Source organism: Ewingella sp. S1.OA.A_B6, assembly GCF_049889095.1.
Classification (GTDB): Bacteria; Pseudomonadota; Gammaproteobacteria; order Enterobacterales; family Enterobacteriaceae; genus Ewingella.
Window position 1 is genome coordinate 1298502 of the sequence record NZ_JBLJFK010000001.1, and the last position, 18119, is coordinate 1316620.

An 18119-nucleotide genomic window follows, 5' to 3' on the forward strand; every position below is an offset into this window, starting at 1 on the left:
TCATCCTGCGCCGTAGCCAATGCCCTGCAATTGACGCGCTAACGCTTTGTTAAAATCCTCTGGCGAAATACCCAGGAACGGACGCGCTGGCACATCCACCGACCAGGACGATTTTACCGCCTTACCGGACAGCATCCTGATTAACAGGCCCGCCTTGGCCATCGTCATGCTTTCCTGAATTTCCTTAAACGCTGGCTTACGCCACCGCTTGCCCTTTTTGACCTTGTACCCCAGCGCCCGCAGCCGTTTAGCCTGGCGTGTGCTGGCCGGCAAACTCGCCGCCCGGCCTTTTTTCTCGACCTGGCGACGGTTTACCGTCACGTTCATGCCGTTTTGCTGGGCATAACCCACCGTACCGGCCGCAATGGATTTCTTACCGTTGCGATAACCGCCGCCGCTTAAGTACACCCGCACGCCGTCGATTTCGGGCATTTCGCGGATGTGTAGCAGTTTGGGCATATTGCGCAGCATCTTCCCTTTGCGCTTGGTCTGGCGTCCCTGCCATTTCTGTCCGTCCGGCCCTGCCTGGTTGCGCACGTTACGTTTGGCCGCAGGCATCAATCCATACTTGGCTAAGCGCCATAACAACCGCTGACGCTTTTTAGGCGTTAGCGCCAGGTTGTTCAGCTGCTTACGCAACGCTTTCAGCTGTGCGGCGTCCAGTTCACCCCGGATCACGGCGCTTCACCGCCAATCGGCGCGCCCTGGCTATCCACGCCGTAAACATGCGCCTCGCTGGCCAGCCAAATTTTAGGATCCGCCAGCCGCCACATGGCCCCATCCATGGGGATATTTCCCTTTTCATCCTTGACCATGTTCAGTGCTTCAACCATCGGCACCGAAATGGCCAGCACCGCCGTTTCTTCGTCGATCACATCAATGTCGAAATCCGGTAATTCATCATCAATGCCCATTTCTTCAAACAGTGACCGGTCAACCTGCCCAAGCCAGACCAGCAACAGCGCGGCCAGATTGCGCGGGTCATACAGGCGATAGGGGAATCTGTCCCAGGTCAGCGCCGCGTCATAGCGGATAACCGCCAGGCGATACTGATCCAGCCCTAAATCCCGCTGCGCCGGGATGAATTTCATTTCATCCATGAAACTGGCAAATCCTGCGCCCTGAAAGGTACGTTTTGGCATGTACTCAGTGATGAAAGCGGTCAGCTCATCCAACTGGCTCATATTTTGCGTACTCCCACACGGCGCTTTCCTTTGATGGCCCGGATAGCAATTGAACCCTCTGCCAGCAGGCTGTTACGGGTTTCCTCGCTTTCCTGTCCTGGGTGCGTTTCTCGGCGTCCGATGCTGGCAAACTCCCCCATCAAATCCGCCTTTGCCCTGGCATACACCGCCCGTTTGTAGCGGGCGCACAGCAGATTTTCATCCGTCATGCTGATGCCTGGCGCTTCGCTGGCCTGGCCAATCCCCTTGGCCTGGTAGTCGTCCCTGACTAATGCCAGCAAATCATTCACTTCACCGGCTGCGGTCAGCAGCGCTGTGGCCACCGTTCCGCTGTCAATATCGGCCGGAATGCTCCGCTGTTCCTGAAACTCTTGCAGGTTCAAGTCCGGCCAAAAACCCTCGTTTTTTAACGGCTCATCCTGGTACTCAATCGGTGTTCCGCTAAACATAAAATTCCCCCGAAAAGAGAAGCGGGCATAACGGGATCCACGGTACATAACCCAAGGGTATTACCTTCCCCGCGCCCGCCCCGGCTTGCGGTAGACTTTACAAAGTGCGGGCATGTAAACCCGCCACTAAATAACTATTGGCTTCGGCCCGTGTCGCTCAGTGATGCTGTGCGGCTTGGATCTCGTTTTCATCAAACCAGCTATTTACGGCGCGACCATCTGCGGCTTTGTAGTGGATCAGATAGGCGTTGGCATGATTCATGTATTCCGCACGCGCTTTAATCTGGCCAGCCTCACCGCTGATCAAAATCATTACCTGCGCCGCTAATTCAAACTTAAATTTTTTCACTTGTTTCCCCTGATTTCTTATCAAGCGCTCGCACGCGGGCAGCAATTTGTTTTCGCATGGTGCCAACCCCGCAGCCGCTATGCAGCTTGTGCGCCTGGGCCAGCAATTCATCAACCTGTTTCAGCAGTGCCACATCTTCCGTCACTGTGGGACGCGGTACGCCTTGCGAGTCAAACAGCTGCCGCATACCGGCAAACTTGAACCACTTGGCGCGGATCACCTCGTACAGCTCCCATTTTCCCGTCACGTTGGTCAACGTGCGGGAGAAATACGGCTCAATCGGCTGGCCCTCCCTGGCCATGTTTTCCGCCCAGGCCAGCACCGTGTCAGCGGTAAAGGTGACAAAGTTGCTTCTCAGTGCGTCCGGGGTGTCCTGCCCCTGCTCAATGGCGATATCCGCTAAATCCAGGGCAGCATCCAAATCGCCCACGTCAAACAGCCAAATCACACACCAGGCCAGAACGGGGTTACGCTGAATGACGCCCTCTGCCAGGTACTTTTCAACCGTAGGCATCCAGCGCGGCAAATAGGTATCACGCTTGATGGCTACCTTTTGCGCCAGTGTCAGCCCGTGCAACGCCTCCACGTCCTTTTCCAGTGCGGCGGCCATCACATGCATACTGTCCGAACTGTCCAACGCCTGGCGCTGTTTCAATTTGGCCTGTGCGGCACACTTGGCCGAATGGCGTTGCGCGGGTGACATCATGCTTATTCCCCTACTTTTTCGGCAGGTTCGGCCACGGTGCCAATGGTCACCGCGCTTTCATCAATCGCCGCGTACAATTCCAGGTACTCAACCGCGTAACCTTCATTGCGCAGGTACTTGTTTTCGTACTGCTTGCGGTCTTCGACAAACTCCGCTTTGCGCTGGCGGGTATTACGCTGCGTGTAGATGTGCAAATTGGTCAGCGTGGTAACCACCATGCGCTTACCCGGCATGAATGGCGGGATAATGGCGCGGCGGCCTGCAATGGTGCTTTCCAGCATTTGCGCGGCGATTTTTTCCGTTGGGCGGTCAGCAGCCTGATACAGGCGGTACTGCTCTGCGGCCACCAGGTCAGCACCCACCAACACCACCAGGCGCGGGTCATTGCGGTATTCCTGCGGAATTTTGGCGTTAATCAAATCCGATGCCATCGCGTCCAGTGACTTGTAATCACCGCTCTGATCGAGCGTGACCGGATCGGTCATGATTTGCTTACCGGCTTCGTACTGACGCACGATTTCATGCCAGCCAATGTTCACATCTTCGCCGTTCGGGTTCTTTTCGTAGTCGGTAGATTTCGCCACTTCCTTACCGTTAAAGCCGATACGCAGCATATCCAGCGCAAAAGCCTGAGTGGTGAAAGCGGTGACGCGTTGGAAGAACTCCTCTTCTGAACCGGCGTTCGCCCAGATAGACAGCAGATCCCAACGCAGCGCGGCGCAAGAGTCCGTTTCTACCAGCTTATAATCGTTACCTGAAACGCCCACTTGGCGACGGAAACGACCATCAGCAATACGGCCGGTATGCAGGCCAGAACTGCCCACGCTCACCACCTGGCCAGACAGCTGATCAACGTCCGCGACGGTGATCCAGTTCAGGAATTCAGAGCTTTCCAGCAGTGCATCACGCAGCTGGGTTTCTTTCGGGTCAGACAATGAGAAGTAATTAGAGACTTCCCCCACATCCAGACCGTTGGCCGCAGCCAGGCCCGCCGCGAATTGCTTTAAAAAGCCACGCGCCTTTGCATTTAAAATCATTGCTTATTTGTCCTTAATCGCCATCGGCGGTTAATAATTTCCCTGGTCAAATTCTTATAAGAATTTAAATTCCGTCTTCGTGCCTTTGGGGTTACTTTTTGGCAGCGGTGTCACCTGCTTGCTAAAGTTCTTAACGATAGCCGGGAGGTTGTCACGTAGACGGGCAAACTCTTCGGTATCCACCACGCCTTTTACGGTTTCAACATCGCTTTGAATATCAACAACGGTTGAATCTGTTTCTTCCGTTTTGGTTTCCAGCGCAGCAACGCGAGATTCCAATGACGCCAGCGCTTCGGCTAACGCTTGCAATTTATCATCGCCCTGTGGCACTTCTTCCACTACAGGTTGTTCGTCTTCAATACTGAAAAGACTGCGCCACGTTGATTTATTTTTTACTTTCCCTGCCATATCCAGTTCCTTTATTTCGTTAATCACCAGCGGCGAACTATTACCGATGAAGTAATTATCCTTCCGCTTATTAAATCGCATTCGTGTAGTGCCAACGCTTGCGGGTTCATCTGTAACGCCCAACCCTTCAAGATAATGCCGCCCTGTTCCGCGAAAGTTGCCATCAGGCGTTAATTCGACTGACGTAAACAAAAGCTTTCCATTTCGGTTGGCATAAATTAAATCAGTCGATGGACACAAGCGGGCGTATAGCTTGACCTGCCCCGCATCATCCTCACCGGCTTCCACTTCCAGAACTTCACCCGCATTCCCTGCGTAGCGCTCATGCTCTGGCCAGAGCAATGCGGTGTATAAGTTCGGGTTATAGGTTTCCGCTGCGTCAATTAACATTTCCCGTGTTAAAAAACGTTTATCAACTGTTTCCCCTTCGGTAGCGATACAGATCCAATTCGTCATTAATTGAGAGCCTGACATATCGGAATTTATCTCCTTTCTTCCGTGGATTGCAGTATCGCCAATTATTTACACCCTCGCACCTGGTTAATATCGGATATGGCCATTAAACGAATAGAGCCGATATTAAGTTAACGAAATAAAGATTTAGGCATCGCATAATTACGGCTATGGGCGTTATCCGAAGGAATCAGAAATTAAGGGACTAATAAGTGGCATATTATGCAGAGGAATTAATCGGGGTGGCTCGCTCGCTTTATTTGAAGCGTGCGACACCAAAAGAAATCGCCAGAGACTTGAATCTGCCCAATGCGCGGATTATTTACTATTGGGCAACAAAATGGGAATGGGCGAATTTACTTAGCCATGAATCCACAGAGGAAGCCATTGAGCGCCGTTATCAATTACTGACCGGGCGCGACGGTAAAACCGAATTAGAAATAAAAGAAATGGATACGCTGATTGGGCACGCAGTAAAGCTGCGGGCGCAATCCAATAAGCACAAAGAAAAAATGGCCGCCGCAACCTCTGGCAGTAAAGGAGAATACCAGAGCGAGGGTGACAACGGAGAACCCGCGAAGAAACGCAAATATAAGAAAAACGACATTTCCGGCCTAACCAAAGATGATTTTGACGCTTTTGCAGAAGAGCATTTATTTGGGTACCAGAAGCATTTACGCCTCAACATCACGCAGCAAGTGCGCAACATCCTCAAAAGCCGCCAGATTGGGGCCACCTGGTATTTTGCGGTTGAAGCCTTTGAAAACGCGGCGCTAACCGGTGACCCACAAATCTTTCTCTCAGCGTCCAAAGCACAGGCGGAGGTCTTCCGCTCGTACATCGTCAATATTGCAGAACAGTATTTCGGCGTGACACTGACCGGCAACCCGATCCGCTTAAGCAACGGCGCAGAAATGCGTTTTCTGTCTACCAATAAAAATACTGCGCAGTCCTACAGCGGGCATTTGTACTGCGACGAATATTTTTGGGTGCCGAACTTCGCCAGGCTCAACGAAGTGGCCAGCGCCATGGCCACGCACGACCATTGGCGCACCACCTACTTTTCCACACCCAGCGCCAAAACGCACCAGGCTTACCCGTTTTGGACGGGTGAAGAGTGGAAGCGTGGAGACAAAAACAGGACGGCCGTTCAGTTCCCTGGCTTCAAGGAAATGCAGAACGGCGGTTGCCTTTGCCCAGATGGGCAGTGGCGCTACGTCATTACGCTGGAAGATGCGATCCGCAGTGGCTTCAACCTGGCCAGCATCGACAAACTACGGAATCGCTACAACCGCGACACGTTCAACATGCTTTACATGTGTGTATTCGTGGACAGCAAAGACAGCGTTTTCAAGTTCAGCGACCTGGAACGGTGCGGCGTCGATGTTGACGATTGGGACGATCATGACGAAACAGCCGAACGGCCATTCGGTGGCCGGGAAGTCTGGGGCGGCTTTGACCCGGCCCGCTCAGGGGATACCTCTACGTTTGTGATCGTTGCACCCCCGATCCACGCCGTGGAAGTTTTCCGTGTCCTGCGCGTTCTGCACTGGAAAGGAATGAATTTTAGCTATCAGGCGGCGCAGATCAAAAAGCTGTTTGGCCAGTACAACATGACCTATATCGGCGTTGACGTGACCGGCATCGGGCGCGGCGTGTTTGAACTGATTGAGCATTTTGCGCTGCGTGAGGCGGTGGCCATTCACTACGGCATGGAAACCAAAACACGCCTGGTACTTAAGATGATTGATGTTATCGGGGCCAAGCGCCTGCAATGGAATAAAGACAACAAAGAGATCCCCGCGTCATTTTTGGCCATCCGCCACACCAGCACGGCCAGCGGCAATGCCATGACGTTTAAGGCAGATCGCACCGTTGAAACCGGTCATGCGGATGCCTTTTGGGCTATTGCCCACGCCGTTATCAATGAGCCGATTAACTTTGAGCACAAACGTAAATCTAAATGGAAATTAGGGAAGAAAGCCGCATGAGCAAGCGCAAACCAACACGCCAACCAAAAAACCAGAAGGCGACAAACGCCGCCAGCAGCAAAAAAATGAGCATCATCACCCTGGGCAAGCCGGAGCCAATTTTGACCACCGGCACCAATTACCGTGATATTTGGTACGACAATGAATTTGACCATTTCACACTACCCATGGATCGCCTGGCGCTGGCGCAACTCAGTAACCTAAACAGCCAGCACGGCGGCGTCATTTACGCCCGCCATAATATGGTGGCGGCTGATTACCAGGGCGGCGGGCTAACACATCAGCAGCTGCGCGGCGGCATCTTTGATTTTCTTTCGTTCGGTGACCTGGCCATTCTCAAATTGCGAGACTGGTTCGGCAACATCATTGGCCTGGCACCGTTGCCGTCTCTTTATCTGCGATTGCGTAAAACAGGTGAATTTGTGGTTCTGCAGGACGGCGAACCCTTGGTTTACGCGCCGGAAGATGTGATTTTCTTGAAGCAGTACGATCCACAACAGCAGGTTTATGGCTTGCCGGATTATATCAGCGGTATCCATTCGGCTTTATTAAACAGTGAGGCGACGATTTTCCGCCGCCGCTATTATCACAACGGGGCGCACACGGGCGGCATTATCTACACCAATGACCCGAATATGACGGATGAAGTGGAGGACGAAATTGCGGACAGGCTGGAAAGCGCCAAGGGCATTGGTAATTTCTCCACCATCTTTGTGAATATTCCAGGCGGAGCCGAAAAAGCGATCCAGTTTATTCCCGTGGGGGATATTGGCGCGAACGATGAATTTAATAACGTGAAAAATATCAGCGCCCAGGACGTACTTAACGCGCACCGCTTCCCGGCTGGCCTGGCGGGTATTATCCCGGTGAATGCGGGCGGACTGCCTGACCCGGAGAAATCCCGCACCACCTACCGAAAAGATGAAGTTATCCCATTACAGCGGATGATCATGAATGCAGTAAATAACGTGCCGGATATCCCAGAACATTTATATTTGAAATTTGCGTTTGAAGATGAAGTCGGTGATGAAAAATGAGCCGAAAAAAGCTAAACTATCCAGGTTATTATTCCCCTGGAGTCATCAACATGCGCGTAATGAAAGTAGTGTGCCGTGAATGCGGGGCTAATGCGGTAATAAAAAAAACGGCGCGCAAACATCGTGATATCTCTGATGTTTATTGCGCCTGTTCAAATTATGAGTGCGGCCATACCTTTGTAGTAAATATGACCTTTTCGCACACAATTAGCCCAAGCGCAAAATCTCAGGGCAGTTTATTAAAAGGATTGGTTGATTCTCTGAAAGGTGATGACAAACAACTTCTTCTTTCCCTATTGCAACAAACCGCCTGATTCATCGCCCCCATCTTGGGGGTTTTGTTTTTCATACTCATCCAACCTTTTCACCAAATCGGCCGACAACTCCGCCACCCAATCAACCACTAACGCTCTATCTTCCGCCTCACATTTACCCAGTGACACAAGCCGGGTCACCAGTTCGATGCGTTGCAACGCAATGGCCTCAAAAAACAAATCCCGCATAGAATCCTTCCTCTCCCTACATAATCATTACTGTATGTATGTACAGTACAATATTGTTAGCATTGATGAAAGCACAACGAGCATGCTTTTTTTAAGCTAACGACTAATCCTATATTTCTAATAGGCTGAATGTGTTATCTAAATCCCGCTTAGATGCACAGATTTTATGCTTTTCTCCGTCTTCACAGGCCAGACAATACCCTTCCTTATCGAAGGAGGATGCACCGGATTTTAAGAGGTCACCACATGAACGGCAGTACTGCCGCCTCGGCCTTAACCTCAGCTCTCCATCACGCAAAACCATCTCGCTTTCATCATCCAGGCGCACAATATTCCCCCTCAGCAGTGCTTTTGCCATCTGATCACCATCCTGGTGCTGAATACCAAAACCCTTTTTCAACGCGGTGATCGTACTTTGCGTACAGTTATTGACAGAACTCCAAGGGGCGGCGGGGCCGCCAGGAAAAGCAGCAGCCGCTTCGCTGGCTGCCAACTTCGGAACAATCGCCCACTTAACCAGGCGTGTTTCTACTTCGGAACCACGGCCAACGAGCGGGGAATAAATCCCCTGCACGCGCTGCACATCTTCGGCGTACTCATTGCCGCACTCAGTGATTTCATACATTAGACGCACAACCAGATCCCGGCGCTTTACCAACGCGCCGCCCTGGGCCTGGGTGTATGCAGCCCAGTCGCCCACGTCCGCGCTGGCCAGCACGGCATCCATCAGTTTGTTTTCCAAGGTGGCGTCACGCATACGGCGCAGCTCACGCCAGACAGTGACAGGCGCACCGCCGATTTGCTGAAACTGACGGATACGCCAACGGCTGGCCCAGGCTGAAACAGCCCTGGCCATGTCCTTTAGGTTTTCGCCGGTTTCGTCATCGGCTTCGCCGTCCAGGGCGTAACCATCGATATTTTTAGAAATGTATTTAGCGATGTAGCCGGTTGCGCTGCCCTTCTCCGGGTCGATAGGCTCAACGTGAAAACGCGCCTTAAGCGCCTTAGCTGATTGCAGTTCTTCGGAGTCTTCCAGGCGGGCGTAGTAGCAAAGAATATCGCGTACCTGCTCAACGTCAGCGGGCCGCATAAACAGCAGCATATGCCAGTGCGGCGTCCCATCGTGGTGTGGCTCTACGACACGGAAACCAAACACGCTGATACCGGCACGCGAAAACGCCGCACGGGCTTTGGCCCATACACCGCAGAGGTATTTTTGTGTTTGCCGTGGGCTGGCGGCGTTCCACTGAGAAACAAACCCGCCCTTGCTGTGTACGGCGTGATAGGAAGAGGGAGCGGTAATGGTGTAGAACTCACCGGCCATGCCCATTTCATCAGCCAAATCCTCAAACCCGCGCATTCTTACCATCAGCTCACAGCGGCGCTTTGCCGGGTTAGCATTGCTGCCGTCGATCATGTCGGTCAGGGATTTACGTTCGCCTGTTGCCAGATTTTGGGCATCACGGGATTTAAAGAACTCACGGTTTCGCTTCTTCTGCTCAACCCATTCCCCCTGGGCAGAACGACTGACGTATGCCGATGCCGCCTTTTGCACCTGGCCAACGGCGATGGCCATATGCTCACGCAGTAGATCACGGATGCGTTTTAACTTCGCACGCCACCAATCCGGGGCCATCATGCGCAACAAGCCAGACTCGGCGTGACGGACCGTAAAGGATTGGCCAGCCTGGAATGGCTGCCAGTAAGGTGGAACGACTCCCACTTGCTTAACCAGCTCACCCAAATGGCGGTAAGTTGCCAGCGTGCGAAACTCCATATCTTCTGGCGTTTTTGCGTCTTCGTGGAAAGCGGTGCGGATTAAATCGGTGAACGACTCGGCCATGAAATCGGCAATGACGTGCGCCAGGTTGCGAACTTCGTCACGGCCATAGGTAGGGAGTTTTTCTAAATCTTTCAGGAACGGGATATGTACGCCGCCCGCGCCCTGGAAATCAGTGGCGTACTGTGCGCGCACTTTAACCAAACGTGGCAATACGTTTTTACCTACCGTAGTGCGTAAAAACGTATTAGCACGGCGGCGGCCCTGGGGACCAGCCTCCATTAACTTGGTATAACGCTGACCAAAATAACGCGCCAAATAATCCGGCATCCCTGCCAGATATTTAGCACGCCAGGCGTGATCGGTTTTGTCCAAGTGCCATAACTGGCGCTCGGTCAGACTGATATCACCCGGCGCACCAGGAGAAAACTGCTCTTGCTGCCACTGACGCAGCTTGTGATGGCCTGCACCAGACTCATGATTAAGCGGGTTCACTAGCACCCGCCTTGAGGTTTACCAGCGCCAGGTCACATAACTCGCTCAGCCGCACAAACTCAGTACCCAGTTCAGCGCGTGAACGTATTCCCCCTGCAAAAACACCGGTCCCCATGTGATGACGGATCAGATCCAAAGTCAGAATGACTTCTGAATCGTAAATGGCCATTACCTCGTAACAAGGATTTTTAGAATCTCCTTTATAGATAACGATTTGTTGCAGTGATAATTGGCGTACCGGCGACGTCTTACGCGGCTTCAAGAAAGATATAGCGTATTTGCCATCAATGATTTGTCTATTCACAGCTGCTTACCTCCGGCAGCTGTGCGACGGGAAACAGCTTGGCGATAATTTCTTGTGCGGATTTAATGCTGCCGGCCGCTGCGCCAATTGAGCGCGGGGCGGTGATTTCACTGATTGAGAAATCCTTAAAAAGATACCTCACCATGCTGGCATCACTGTTTGATACAACGACGGGAACACCTCGCCCAGCAAGGCGTCTGGCACTTCTGGCAAGCCGCCCGTGCTCCTCATGCCCGAATGCGTCAGAGTAGTACGCCGTAAAATTTGCTGATTCCGTCAGATACGGCGGATCGCAATACACTACGTCACCCAATTTCGCAGCATTTAATGCTTCGCTGTAATTGCCACACATAAACGTGGCCAGCTTGGCTTTTTCGGCAAAGGCCAGAATTTCGTCTTTTGGAAAGTAAGGCTTTTTGTACTTGCCAAAGGGAACGTTGAATTCTCCTTTTTTGTTGTATCGGCACAGACCGTTAAAGCAATGACGATTGAGATAAAGGAAAAGCGGCGCACGGTCTTTGTCCCCAACCGGCTTTGAGTTAAATGCAAAGCGCAAACGGTAGTATTCTTCCTCATTATTTCCGGTTACAAATATCGCTTCGGCAGCCTGGATAAATGCAAAGGGTTGTTGAGCAATCAACTTATACATATCGATCAGATCACGATTGGCATCGGCGATCAGGTAGGCCGGATAATCAGTATTCATCATCACGGCGCAGGAACCGGCGAACGGCTCAACGAGGCGCTGGCCAGCAGGTAAATGCTGTTTCAGGGTTTCAATAATGCGTACCTTTGAACCGGCCCATTTCAGGACTGTTTTCATAATGTAGCCTCACGACCAAGGCGGCCAAGTTGCTCAGACTCCTGGCGCATAAGCTCCACAATTTCGGTAGCGCTTAACCCTTCATTAGCCACATGCGTGGCCAGGCGATCCAAGTGACCCGAATATTTCACCGCTGCATCACTCATTGCCTCAGCGCGTGCACCTTTAATCAATATGGCGGTTTGGTCACATCCAGCCTTTGCGGCATCAAAACCATTCCAAAGGGCTGGGAACTGGTTGCGATCATTACGTTTCATTTGCATGGTAAAAACTCCAAATTTTGGCAGCAAGAAACCCCGGCCACCAAGGGGAAGCCGTGGGAATTCTTAGCAGTTGGTTACTTAATGAAAGTGCTTAACTTCGATTCTTTGACGGGCAACGGGGGACACATTCAGCGAATGCAGGCCGTGCAGCTGCTTGGCGCAATCCCACCAACGAGCGATCAACACAGTGATGGAACCCTGCCCAAGAAAATTGGCCAGGTAATAAGTGGCGCGGATAGACGCAAGGGCTTCAAGCTGGCCTTTGCTGGTTTCGGCCTCTCGATAAACACGGCACCAAAATGCGCAGTTCACTGCAAACCACTGGTGCGGGTTATCAAGGTGCATCGAATCATTAAACATTTGCGGCGACAGCGCGATCAAACCGTCGAACTCCTGGCACTTATCCAGGAAAATACGGGCATAATTAGGTGCAACATTCCAGGCTATAAAATCTTCCTTAAGCCCTGCTTTCTCTACCGTTATCATTTTCATACTTACCTCAGTGCATTGAATTTGTAATGTCTTGTTCAACTTCTCGGCGTGCCACCCGGCAAGCCCCTGCGCCTTTAAAATCCTCTGGGGTGAAGTAGCATGTGTCTTGCTGCAATCGCCGGACCTTCAACACCGCGCCCCACAAAGAAACTTTATCCGCTTCACTCAATTCATCCCAACCGCATTCGATGTGACGCTGCTTAAGTCCTGCGAGAAAGCACAGATAACGCCGGTCTTCCTCATCCAAATTGTTCCAGTAATGCTTCACCCGACTATCACAGCCCGAAATCATCTTGCGGGCCTCAGCTATCCATTTAGGCTTCTGTGTTTCCACGCTTACCCCCTTAACCCCATCAGACGAAACCACCAGGGGCGGCGCTTGGTCTTAACGGCTGGCATACGGCAGCCACTTAGAAACTGCACTTTGCTGGCCATTGGCTGCCAACGCTGACCGTTCGGCAACTCCAACCAACCATGGCCGTGGCTTGGCAACTGGATTGTCGGCGACTGCTTTACTAAAAATCGTGTGAAAATTTGCATCGAATTACCTCAGTTCAGACCAGGCATGACACCAAGCGCACCTAATACATCCATGGCGCTGGTTAATGCTGGGGCGGTATGGAAACGCGATTCAACGGACACAACGAGCAAAGACAGATCGCGGATCGCCTGATTGGCTCGGTCTAAAATGGCGTTTCTACGTGTCTGCGTCATAGGCGCAGTTGATATGGCCTCACCGGCAATTACGCCGATTGCGGCCGTTGCACTCAGTGCGTGTATTGGCAGGTTGTCAGGCTTGGCTTCATTCATCGGAACAGCGGGCAAGCATTTAAGCTGCGCCAGCAAGCCATCCAGTACGGCCGAATCATCCGTAATATCAGTAAGAATGATTAGCTCTTGCAGAGTAATGCGGTGTGGCTGATCTGGATTCAGCTTGTTGCGTAACACCTGGGCGGAAATACCCATGATGGCGGCAAGCTCTGTCAGATTGTGTGCCAACGAAAAACGCCGACAAGCCATGTCCAGATGCTGATGTGTGGAGGTTTGATAATCAAACATAGTTGTAACCCTCAGCGTATTGCAATATCGAACTAAGCAACCGCAAGGTCACAATTTGATAACGCATCAACCGTTAAGAGCGCCATATTAATCATGACTTTTTCGCGCTTTTTATCTTTCCGCAGGCGGTGCCGTGGCAAACGGCCATCAGCCAGCATATCGTTGATGGTATCTTCAGCTAATCCAGTGAGTTCGCTATAGCGTTCAATTGTGACGTGTGGCGTGATCAGAGTGATTGAAATGTTAGGTCTCATGGGGCAACATTCCTCGTTAAGCAGTGATTAGAAGTTATAAGTTGTGGTGGTTCACGTTTTGTAGACAACGGAACTATATGATCACCATTTGGTAACGTCAATTAAAAAGTATACATGGTGTGATCTTATGGATTTGGAAAAAGGCGGACGTGGGGCGATAGAGCGTATGGTCGAAGCTTATGGTTTCACCACTCGCCAGGCGCTTTGCGACCACTTAGAAGTCAGTAAGGGAACATTGGCGAATAGGTATATGCGCGATTCATTCCCTGCAGAGTGGGTAATTCAGTGTGCTTTGGAAACTAAAGCTTCGTTGGAATGGCTTACTACAGGTATCGGTTCGGCTTTTGAAAACCCAATGACTGACCTTGCGAAAGTACAAAGATTGAAGTTGATAGAAGGGCAACTATTCGATGCAGGAGATATATTTTTAGACCAAGCATTACTGACATCTGAATTTATTGAGCCATTAGTTATTATTGATGCTGAAAATACTTATATCGCAGAAAAAAGACTAAAATCAATTAATGATGGACTTTGGTTAATTGATATCGATGGAAAACAATCCATTCGAAAAATCATTAGAATTCCTGGTGAAAAGGTAAAGGTAGGCACTGGCGACACATCATTTGATTGTCTAATAAATGACATCAGTTTCAATTTTAAAATAGAGTTAGTTATTTCAAAGGAAGGCGTTAACTTATGAGAATTTCACGAGTTGTGCTAAAGAACTGGAAAAATTTCAGAAATGTTGATGTATCTCTGTTAGATAGAACATACATAATCGGGCCGAATGCTGCTGGAAAATCAAACATCCTTGATGTTTTTCGATTTATGAATGATATTTCAAAATCTGGTGGAGGGTTACAAAAAGCAGTAGAAGACAGAGGTGGCATTACAAAACTTCGTTGTCTTCAAGCCCGAAATGAACCAGAAATTGGAATTACTCTTTATCTTGAAGACGAAGAACTTATTTCAAATAATTGGATTTATGAATTAGTATTTCGCGCAGAAGGCAAGGGCCGTCAAAGGATAAATGTAACCAAAGAGAAAGTTACAAAAAACAATAAAACTCTGATATCCAGACCAAACGATCGAGATAACTCAGATAACTTACAATTAACGCAAACCTATCTTGAACAAATTTTAGCCAACAATCTTTTCAGAGAGTTGTCTGATTTCTTTACATCAATAACTTATTTACACTTAGTACCTCAACTGCTTAAATATCCTGGCGAAATAAATACCAGCAGGCCTGATGATGACCCTTTTGGACAAGGTTTCCTTGAAAGGATTGCAGCGACTCCGATAAGAACTCGAGATGCTTGGTTAAGAAAAATTCAGTACGGATTATCAATAGCAGTTCCGCAATTCAAAGAATTACGATTTGAGAAAGATAACAATGGATTACCTCATCTTGAGGCCCGATATGACCACTGGCGGCCTAATGCCGGGTGGCAGAGAGAAGACCAATTCTCTGATGGTACACTCCGTTTAATTGGACTACTTTGGTCTTTGTTAGAAAAGAGACAATTACTTCTTCTAGAAGAACCTGAGTTGTCGTTAAACAATGAAATCGTGAGATACATCCCAGAAATAATTGAAAATACCCTCAAGGGTGCTAGAAACCAAAAACAAATAATTTTAAGCACTCACAGTGAAGCTCTCCTTGACAATAGCATTGATGCTAACAGCATTATTATCCTTGAACCATCGACTAATGGTACTACAGCCAGAACTCCAGATGAAAATGAAAGAAATGCCATGAGCTCAGGTTTCACTCCGGCTGAAATAATGCTACCTAAAACATCACCTAAAAATGTTAAAGATATATTAAAGGTGAAGCGATGATTGACATTTCAATTGCTACTGAAGACATACTTTCTGAAGAAGTTATTTCTAAGATACTTACCGAACTAGGCGATTTTAATTTATTGCATAAGCTTGGGAGAAAGGGATGTGGCTATTTAATTAAAAAAATAGAAAATTTTAACACTCTAGCTAACACCGGTAATGTTTTAGTTGTTATCGATTTAGATATGAACAGGACAAGTGATGAGTACCTTCTTTATTTAACAAGAAACTTAAAAAATCGCCACGAAAATCTCATTTTCTCAGTGCCAACTAGGGAGGTTGAGAGCTGGATTCTCGCTGATAGAGAGGGTCTTAGTAACTTCCTAAACATATCCGAAAAAAAAATAGATAGGTTACCCGACAGTTTAGACGACCCCAAAAGTAAATTAATAAATCTAGCTAAAGCCTGCAAAAATAGCGTCGCTAAAAATGGAATACCTCCCAAAGCTAAATCCATTAGTAAAGTTGGGCTTTCCTACAACACAATACTTACAAAATTCGTGACCGAAACCTGGTCTTTTAGAAGAGCTCTTGAAAACTCACTAAGCCTTTCGCAAACAGTTACGTTATTGGAAAATTTAGAATGATGGTTAATAGTAATGTTTGTTTTTGTTAAAACGCACATTGACCACTGTTTTTATATACAGTTAAATAGCCCTTTCACAGAAGGGGATGACAATGGCAGTTCGCAAACTTATAACCGGCTTATGGATCTGCGAATGCTATCCTGCGGGCCGTTCTGGCCGCAGGGTACGTAAACAGTTCGCTACCAAAGGCGAAGCTCTGGCCTTTGAACGTCATACCATGGATGAGGCTGATAACAAGCCCTGGCTCGGAGAAAAAACTGACCGCCGGAGCATGGAGGACATCGCCAAGCTTTGGTTTAACCTGCATGGACAGGCATTGTCTGCCGGTAAGCGCACCTATAAAAAACTCTGCCTCATCGTTGACGCTTTAGGTAATCCCCCTGCCACTACTTTCACCGCCAAAGACTTTGCCCACTATCGTGACAAACGGCTCAATGGTGAAATCTACTATTCAGAGCGCTGGCGGCAGGGAGCCGACCCGGTCACAGTCAATCTGGAACAAAGCTATCTGAGCGGGATGTTTAGCGAATTGATCCGGCTGGGTGAGTGGAAGCAACCTAATCCGTTAGAGACGTTGCGTAAGTTCGCAGTAGCCGAGAAAGAAATGGCCTGGCTGAGACATGATCAAATAGCCGCTCTGTTGGCAGCTTGCAGCAAAGGAAGACCTGATTTACCCATGGTAGTAAAAGTTTGCTTATCAACCGGCGCACGCTGGAGTGAAGCCGAAAAACTCACACGCTCCCAGGTAACGCCTCATAAGATAACGTTTGTTAAAACCAAAGGTAAAAAGAACCGCAGCGTACCTATTAGCAAAGAACTGTACAAAGAAATCACCAGCATTGATGGTGACCGCTTTTTCAGTGAGTGCTATTTCCGCTTCATGGCAGCCATCGATTCAACCGATATTGTTCTACCGCGTGGCCAGCTCACGCACGTTCTGCGCCACACCTTCGCCGCTCACTTTATGATGTCCGGTGGCAACATCCTGGTACTGCAAAGAATCCTTGGCCATTCTGATATTCAGATGACCATGCGCTATGCGCACTTCGCCCCAGAACACCTGGAAACTGCCCTGCACTTCAACCCCTTAGCCACCATGAAAAATGGCGACAAAGTGGCGACAGACAAAGGCATTACCCCTAATTTGTCACCACTCACCACAGAATCAACCCCTTGAATTTACTGTAATTAATTGATTTTAAAGGCCCACTGAGATTAGCGGGTTTTTTCTTTTCTGCTTTTAGAGCCTTTTATGTTCGGCTCGATTGAATGCATCACGCCTGACGGCGCTTCCATTCAGCCGCTACATCACCCAGGTTTTTTGAAATGTCATTGCGGATCCAGGCCATAAAATCCCGGTCGAATTTGAAACCTGCACCGCACTGCTCAAGCATGAAGCGTCGTACATTTTGTGTATTTTTATAGTTTTCATTCACGCGTGTCGTGCGCGTTAAAGGAGCGCTGTGCCAGTCGAATGCCATCTGTCTCTCCTGCGTGAAGTGTGGGTTTTACATTCTGGCTGAATGTATTTATCTCGAATCAACTTGAGTTTTTTGGTCAGGGCTGTACTTATGCGCATGCTTACTAAGCAAATTAAACATTTCGTCAGCAAGAGGCATTGCATTCTCTGCACGAATACCTTTGATAATCCCTATCAATGCCGTTCCCTCAAAGGTGGAGTTTTTATTGCTATGTCGAATAAAAATTTCCGTCATCAAAAGACGAACCTCAACAGATTGGTTGCGAATAACCTTTTGGATATCCGTCCGAAACTGTATGTAGTCCCATTGTATTGAACAATACTCCCCTTGTTTCAAAAGAATAATATAGGGTAGTTGTTTATCACGGCAAGTCCTTAACCATTCATTCACATCATCCCTGGCAGGCTCTGCAAATTTTTTCAATTTTAGCACCTTTAAAATAAATTCATTAAGATACGATGCATTAAAACTAAAAATAGGTTATTAGCACGACACTCCAAGATCTAAAAGAAGATTAATAATTACAGACCATCTATCAAATTTCATTGAGATAAATCCCCTCTATTTTTCACACCTTTACCGCCCTTTGAATTTATTGCATTTATTATTGAGG

Annotated in this window: 26 protein-coding genes; 7 read left to right on the forward strand and 19 right to left on the reverse strand. The window is 49.1% G+C overall.

All coding sequences use genetic code 11. The annotated features are described in order from the left end of the window. The 7 genes from ACMV8I_RS06180 to ACMV8I_RS06210 form a co-directional block, all read right to left on the reverse strand. Positions 1-678: a phage virion morphogenesis family protein gene (locus ACMV8I_RS06180; RefSeq protein WP_498864295.1), complete on the reverse strand. Its 678-nt coding sequence runs from the start codon at positions 676-678 to the stop codon at positions 1-3. Continuing rightward, positions 675-1184 carry a phage tail protein gene (locus ACMV8I_RS06185; RefSeq protein WP_498864296.1) on the reverse strand — a complete coding sequence of 170 codons (510 nt, stop codon included), beginning with the start codon at positions 1182-1184 and terminating at the stop codon, positions 675-677. Before ACMV8I_RS06185 ends, ACMV8I_RS06180 begins: the two co-directional genes overlap by 4 nt. Further along, positions 1181-1633, reverse strand: a complete 453-nt coding sequence (locus ACMV8I_RS06190; protein ID WP_498864297.1) for a head completion/stabilization protein — start codon at positions 1631-1633, stop codon at positions 1181-1183. The genes ACMV8I_RS06185 and ACMV8I_RS06190 overlap by 4 nt, the downstream gene beginning before the upstream one ends. A 157-nt stretch (positions 1634-1790) precedes the next feature. Next, positions 1791-1982, reverse strand: coding sequence for a hypothetical protein (locus tag ACMV8I_RS06195; protein WP_498864762.1), 192 nt, complete (start codon positions 1980-1982; stop codon positions 1791-1793). Then, entirely contained in the window at positions 1969-2688 is a 720-nt protein-coding gene (gpM, locus tag ACMV8I_RS06200; protein WP_498864298.1) for a phage terminase small subunit, read from the reverse strand. Before gpM ends, ACMV8I_RS06195 begins: the two co-directional genes overlap by 14 nt. A gap of 2 nt (positions 2689-2690) precedes the next feature. Continuing rightward, positions 2691-3725, reverse strand: coding sequence for a phage major capsid protein, P2 family (locus ACMV8I_RS06205; protein ID WP_498864299.1), 1035 nt, complete (start codon positions 3723-3725; stop codon positions 2691-2693). A 54-nt stretch (positions 3726-3779) separates the two neighbouring features. Then, positions 3780-4607, reverse strand: a complete 828-nt coding sequence (locus ACMV8I_RS06210; protein ID WP_498864300.1) for a GPO family capsid scaffolding protein — start codon at positions 4605-4607, stop codon at positions 3780-3782. Between the two features lie 191 nt (positions 4608-4798). Here ACMV8I_RS06210 and ACMV8I_RS06215 point away from each other — a divergent pair, with 191 nt between their 5' ends. From ACMV8I_RS06215 to ACMV8I_RS06225, 3 genes are read left to right on the forward strand one after another with little or no spacing between them, the layout of a single operon-like run. Further along, positions 4799-6577 (forward strand): terminase large subunit domain-containing protein, encoded by a 1779-nt coding sequence (locus ACMV8I_RS06215; protein ID WP_498864301.1) that lies wholly within the window; start codon positions 4799-4801, stop codon positions 6575-6577. Beyond that, the gene (locus ACMV8I_RS06220) at positions 6574-7614 is read left to right on the forward strand and encodes a phage portal protein (protein WP_498864302.1); all 1041 of its coding nucleotides are present in this window, start codon (positions 6574-6576) and stop codon (positions 7612-7614) included. The genes ACMV8I_RS06215 and ACMV8I_RS06220 overlap by 4 nt, the downstream gene beginning before the upstream one ends. Before the next feature lie 50 nt (positions 7615-7664). Continuing rightward, positions 7665-7928: an Ogr/Delta-like zinc finger protein gene (locus tag ACMV8I_RS06225; RefSeq protein WP_498864303.1), complete on the forward strand. Its 264-nt coding sequence runs from the start codon at positions 7665-7667 to the stop codon at positions 7926-7928. Here the strand turns inward: ACMV8I_RS06225 and ACMV8I_RS06230 are convergent. The 10 genes from ACMV8I_RS06230 to ACMV8I_RS06275 all read right to left on the reverse strand — a co-directional run bounded on the left by ACMV8I_RS06230 (position 7908) and on the right by ACMV8I_RS06275 (position 13587). Next, positions 7908-8117, reverse strand: coding sequence for a hypothetical protein (locus tag ACMV8I_RS06230; protein WP_498864304.1), 210 nt, complete (start codon positions 8115-8117; stop codon positions 7908-7910). The genes ACMV8I_RS06225 and ACMV8I_RS06230 overlap by 21 nt on opposite strands. Positions 8118-8226: 109 nt before the next feature. Then, on the reverse strand, positions 8227-10392 hold the full coding sequence (locus tag ACMV8I_RS06235; protein WP_498864305.1) for a replication endonuclease: 2166 nt from the start codon (positions 10390-10392) through the stop codon (positions 8227-8229). Beyond that, the gene (locus ACMV8I_RS06240) at positions 10379-10696 is read right to left on the reverse strand and encodes a DUF5405 family protein (protein WP_498864306.1); all 318 of its coding nucleotides are present in this window, start codon (positions 10694-10696) and stop codon (positions 10379-10381) included. Before ACMV8I_RS06240 ends, ACMV8I_RS06235 begins: the two co-directional genes overlap by 14 nt. Further along, entirely contained in the window at positions 10689-11519 is an 831-nt protein-coding gene (locus tag ACMV8I_RS06245; RefSeq protein ID WP_498864307.1) for a Dam family site-specific DNA-(adenine-N6)-methyltransferase, read from the reverse strand. The genes ACMV8I_RS06240 and ACMV8I_RS06245 overlap by 8 nt, the downstream gene beginning before the upstream one ends. Continuing rightward, positions 11516-11782 (reverse strand): DUF2732 family protein, encoded by a 267-nt coding sequence (locus tag ACMV8I_RS06250; protein ID WP_498864308.1) that lies wholly within the window; start codon positions 11780-11782, stop codon positions 11516-11518. Before ACMV8I_RS06250 ends, ACMV8I_RS06245 begins: the two co-directional genes overlap by 4 nt. A 78-nt stretch (positions 11783-11860) precedes the next feature. Further along, positions 11861-12274 (reverse strand): hypothetical protein, encoded by a 414-nt coding sequence (locus ACMV8I_RS06255; protein WP_498864309.1) that lies wholly within the window; start codon positions 12272-12274, stop codon positions 11861-11863. Positions 12275-12281: 7 nt separating this feature from the next. Beyond that, positions 12282-12608: a hypothetical protein gene (locus ACMV8I_RS06260; RefSeq protein WP_498864310.1), complete on the reverse strand. Its 327-nt coding sequence runs from the start codon at positions 12606-12608 to the stop codon at positions 12282-12284. A 2-nt stretch (positions 12609-12610) separates the two neighbouring features. Next, on the reverse strand, positions 12611-12814 hold the full coding sequence (locus tag ACMV8I_RS06265; RefSeq protein ID WP_498864311.1) for a phage filamentation protein Fil family protein: 204 nt from the start codon (positions 12812-12814) through the stop codon (positions 12611-12613). A 9-nt stretch (positions 12815-12823) separates the two neighbouring features. Next, positions 12824-13333: a phage regulatory CII family protein gene (locus tag ACMV8I_RS06270; protein WP_498864312.1), complete on the reverse strand. Its 510-nt coding sequence runs from the start codon at positions 13331-13333 to the stop codon at positions 12824-12826. A gap of 32 nt (positions 13334-13365) precedes the next feature. Continuing rightward, positions 13366-13587 carry a regulator gene (locus tag ACMV8I_RS06275; RefSeq protein ID WP_498864313.1) on the reverse strand — a complete coding sequence of 74 codons (222 nt, stop codon included), beginning with the start codon at positions 13585-13587 and terminating at the stop codon, positions 13366-13368. Between the two features lie 127 nt (positions 13588-13714). Here ACMV8I_RS06275 and ACMV8I_RS06280 point away from each other — a divergent pair, with 127 nt between their 5' ends. The 4 genes from ACMV8I_RS06280 (at position 13715) to ACMV8I_RS06295 (ending at position 17202) form a co-directional block, all read left to right on the forward strand. Beyond that, entirely contained in the window at positions 13715-14290 is a 576-nt protein-coding gene (locus ACMV8I_RS06280) for a phage repressor protein CI (RefSeq protein WP_498864314.1), read from the forward strand. Then, positions 14287-15435, forward strand: coding sequence for an AAA family ATPase (locus ACMV8I_RS06285; protein ID WP_498864315.1), 1149 nt, complete (start codon positions 14287-14289; stop codon positions 15433-15435). The genes ACMV8I_RS06280 and ACMV8I_RS06285 overlap by 4 nt, the downstream gene beginning before the upstream one ends. After that, positions 15432-16025: a hypothetical protein gene (locus tag ACMV8I_RS06290; protein ID WP_498864316.1), complete on the forward strand. Its 594-nt coding sequence runs from the start codon at positions 15432-15434 to the stop codon at positions 16023-16025. The genes ACMV8I_RS06285 and ACMV8I_RS06290 overlap by 4 nt, the downstream gene beginning before the upstream one ends. A gap of 91 nt (positions 16026-16116) precedes the next feature. Continuing rightward, complete coding sequence (locus ACMV8I_RS06295) at positions 16117-17202, forward strand: phage integrase (protein WP_498864317.1); 1086 nt, start codon at positions 16117-16119, stop codon at positions 17200-17202. Positions 17203-17299: 97 nt separating this feature from the next. On the opposite strand, the gene ACMV8I_RS06300 is transcribed toward ACMV8I_RS06295, so the two are convergent. Next, on the reverse strand, positions 17300-17506 hold the full coding sequence (locus ACMV8I_RS06300; protein WP_498864318.1) for a DUF6434 domain-containing protein: 207 nt from the start codon (positions 17504-17506) through the stop codon (positions 17300-17302). A 48-nt stretch (positions 17507-17554) separates the two neighbouring features. Next, positions 17555-17929 (reverse strand): hypothetical protein, encoded by a 375-nt coding sequence (locus tag ACMV8I_RS06305; protein ID WP_498864319.1) that lies wholly within the window; start codon positions 17927-17929, stop codon positions 17555-17557. Positions 17930-18119: the final 190 nt, after the last annotated feature.

What these genes read in the sequence shown, in the direction of transcription:
- ACMV8I_RS06185 (WP_498864296.1), bottom strand. Translation starts at nt 1,184, where the DNA reads ATGAGCCAGTTGGATGAGCTGACCGCTTTCATCACTGAGTACATGCCA.
- ACMV8I_RS06190 (WP_498864297.1), bottom strand. Translation starts at nt 1,633, where the DNA reads ATGTTTAGCGGAACACCGATTGAGTACCAGGATGAGCCGTTAAAAAAC.
- gpM (WP_498864298.1), bottom strand. Translation starts at nt 2,688, where the DNA reads ATGATGTCACCCGCGCAACGCCATTCGGCCAAGTGTGCCGCACAGGCC.
- ACMV8I_RS06205 (WP_498864299.1), bottom strand. Translation starts at nt 3,725, where the DNA reads ATGATTTTAAATGCAAAGGCGCGTGGCTTTTTAAAGCAATTCGCGGCG.
- ACMV8I_RS06210 (WP_498864300.1), bottom strand. Translation starts at nt 4,607, where the DNA reads ATGTCAGGCTCTCAATTAATGACGAATTGGATCTGTATCGCTACCGAA.
- ACMV8I_RS06220 (WP_498864302.1), top strand. Translation starts at nt 6,574, where the DNA reads ATGAGCAAGCGCAAACCAACACGCCAACCAAAAAACCAGAAGGCGACA.
- ACMV8I_RS06225 (WP_498864303.1), top strand. Translation starts at nt 7,665, where the DNA reads ATGCGCGTAATGAAAGTAGTGTGCCGTGAATGCGGGGCTAATGCGGTA.
- ACMV8I_RS06230 (WP_498864304.1), bottom strand. Translation starts at nt 8,117, where the DNA reads ATGCGGGATTTGTTTTTTGAGGCCATTGCGTTGCAACGCATCGAACTG.
- ACMV8I_RS06245 (WP_498864307.1), bottom strand. Translation starts at nt 11,519, where the DNA reads ATGAAAACAGTCCTGAAATGGGCCGGTTCAAAGGTACGCATTATTGAA.
- ACMV8I_RS06250 (WP_498864308.1), bottom strand. Translation starts at nt 11,782, where the DNA reads ATGCAAATGAAACGTAATGATCGCAACCAGTTCCCAGCCCTTTGGAAT.
- ACMV8I_RS06255 (WP_498864309.1), bottom strand. Translation starts at nt 12,274, where the DNA reads ATGAAAATGATAACGGTAGAGAAAGCAGGGCTTAAGGAAGATTTTATA.
- ACMV8I_RS06265 (WP_498864311.1), bottom strand. Translation starts at nt 12,814, where the DNA reads ATGCAAATTTTCACACGATTTTTAGTAAAGCAGTCGCCGACAATCCAG.
- ACMV8I_RS06270 (WP_498864312.1), bottom strand. Translation starts at nt 13,333, where the DNA reads ATGTTTGATTATCAAACCTCCACACATCAGCATCTGGACATGGCTTGT.
- ACMV8I_RS06275 (WP_498864313.1), bottom strand. Translation starts at nt 13,587, where the DNA reads ATGAGACCTAACATTTCAATCACTCTGATCACGCCACACGTCACAATT.
- ACMV8I_RS06280 (WP_498864314.1), top strand. Translation starts at nt 13,715, where the DNA reads ATGGATTTGGAAAAAGGCGGACGTGGGGCGATAGAGCGTATGGTCGAA.
- ACMV8I_RS06285 (WP_498864315.1), top strand. Translation starts at nt 14,287, where the DNA reads ATGAGAATTTCACGAGTTGTGCTAAAGAACTGGAAAAATTTCAGAAAT.
- ACMV8I_RS06290 (WP_498864316.1), top strand. Translation starts at nt 15,432, where the DNA reads ATGATTGACATTTCAATTGCTACTGAAGACATACTTTCTGAAGAAGTT.
- ACMV8I_RS06295 (WP_498864317.1), top strand. Translation starts at nt 16,117, where the DNA reads ATGGCAGTTCGCAAACTTATAACCGGCTTATGGATCTGCGAATGCTAT.
- ACMV8I_RS06300 (WP_498864318.1), bottom strand. Translation starts at nt 17,506, where the DNA reads ATGGCATTCGACTGGCACAGCGCTCCTTTAACGCGCACGACACGCGTG.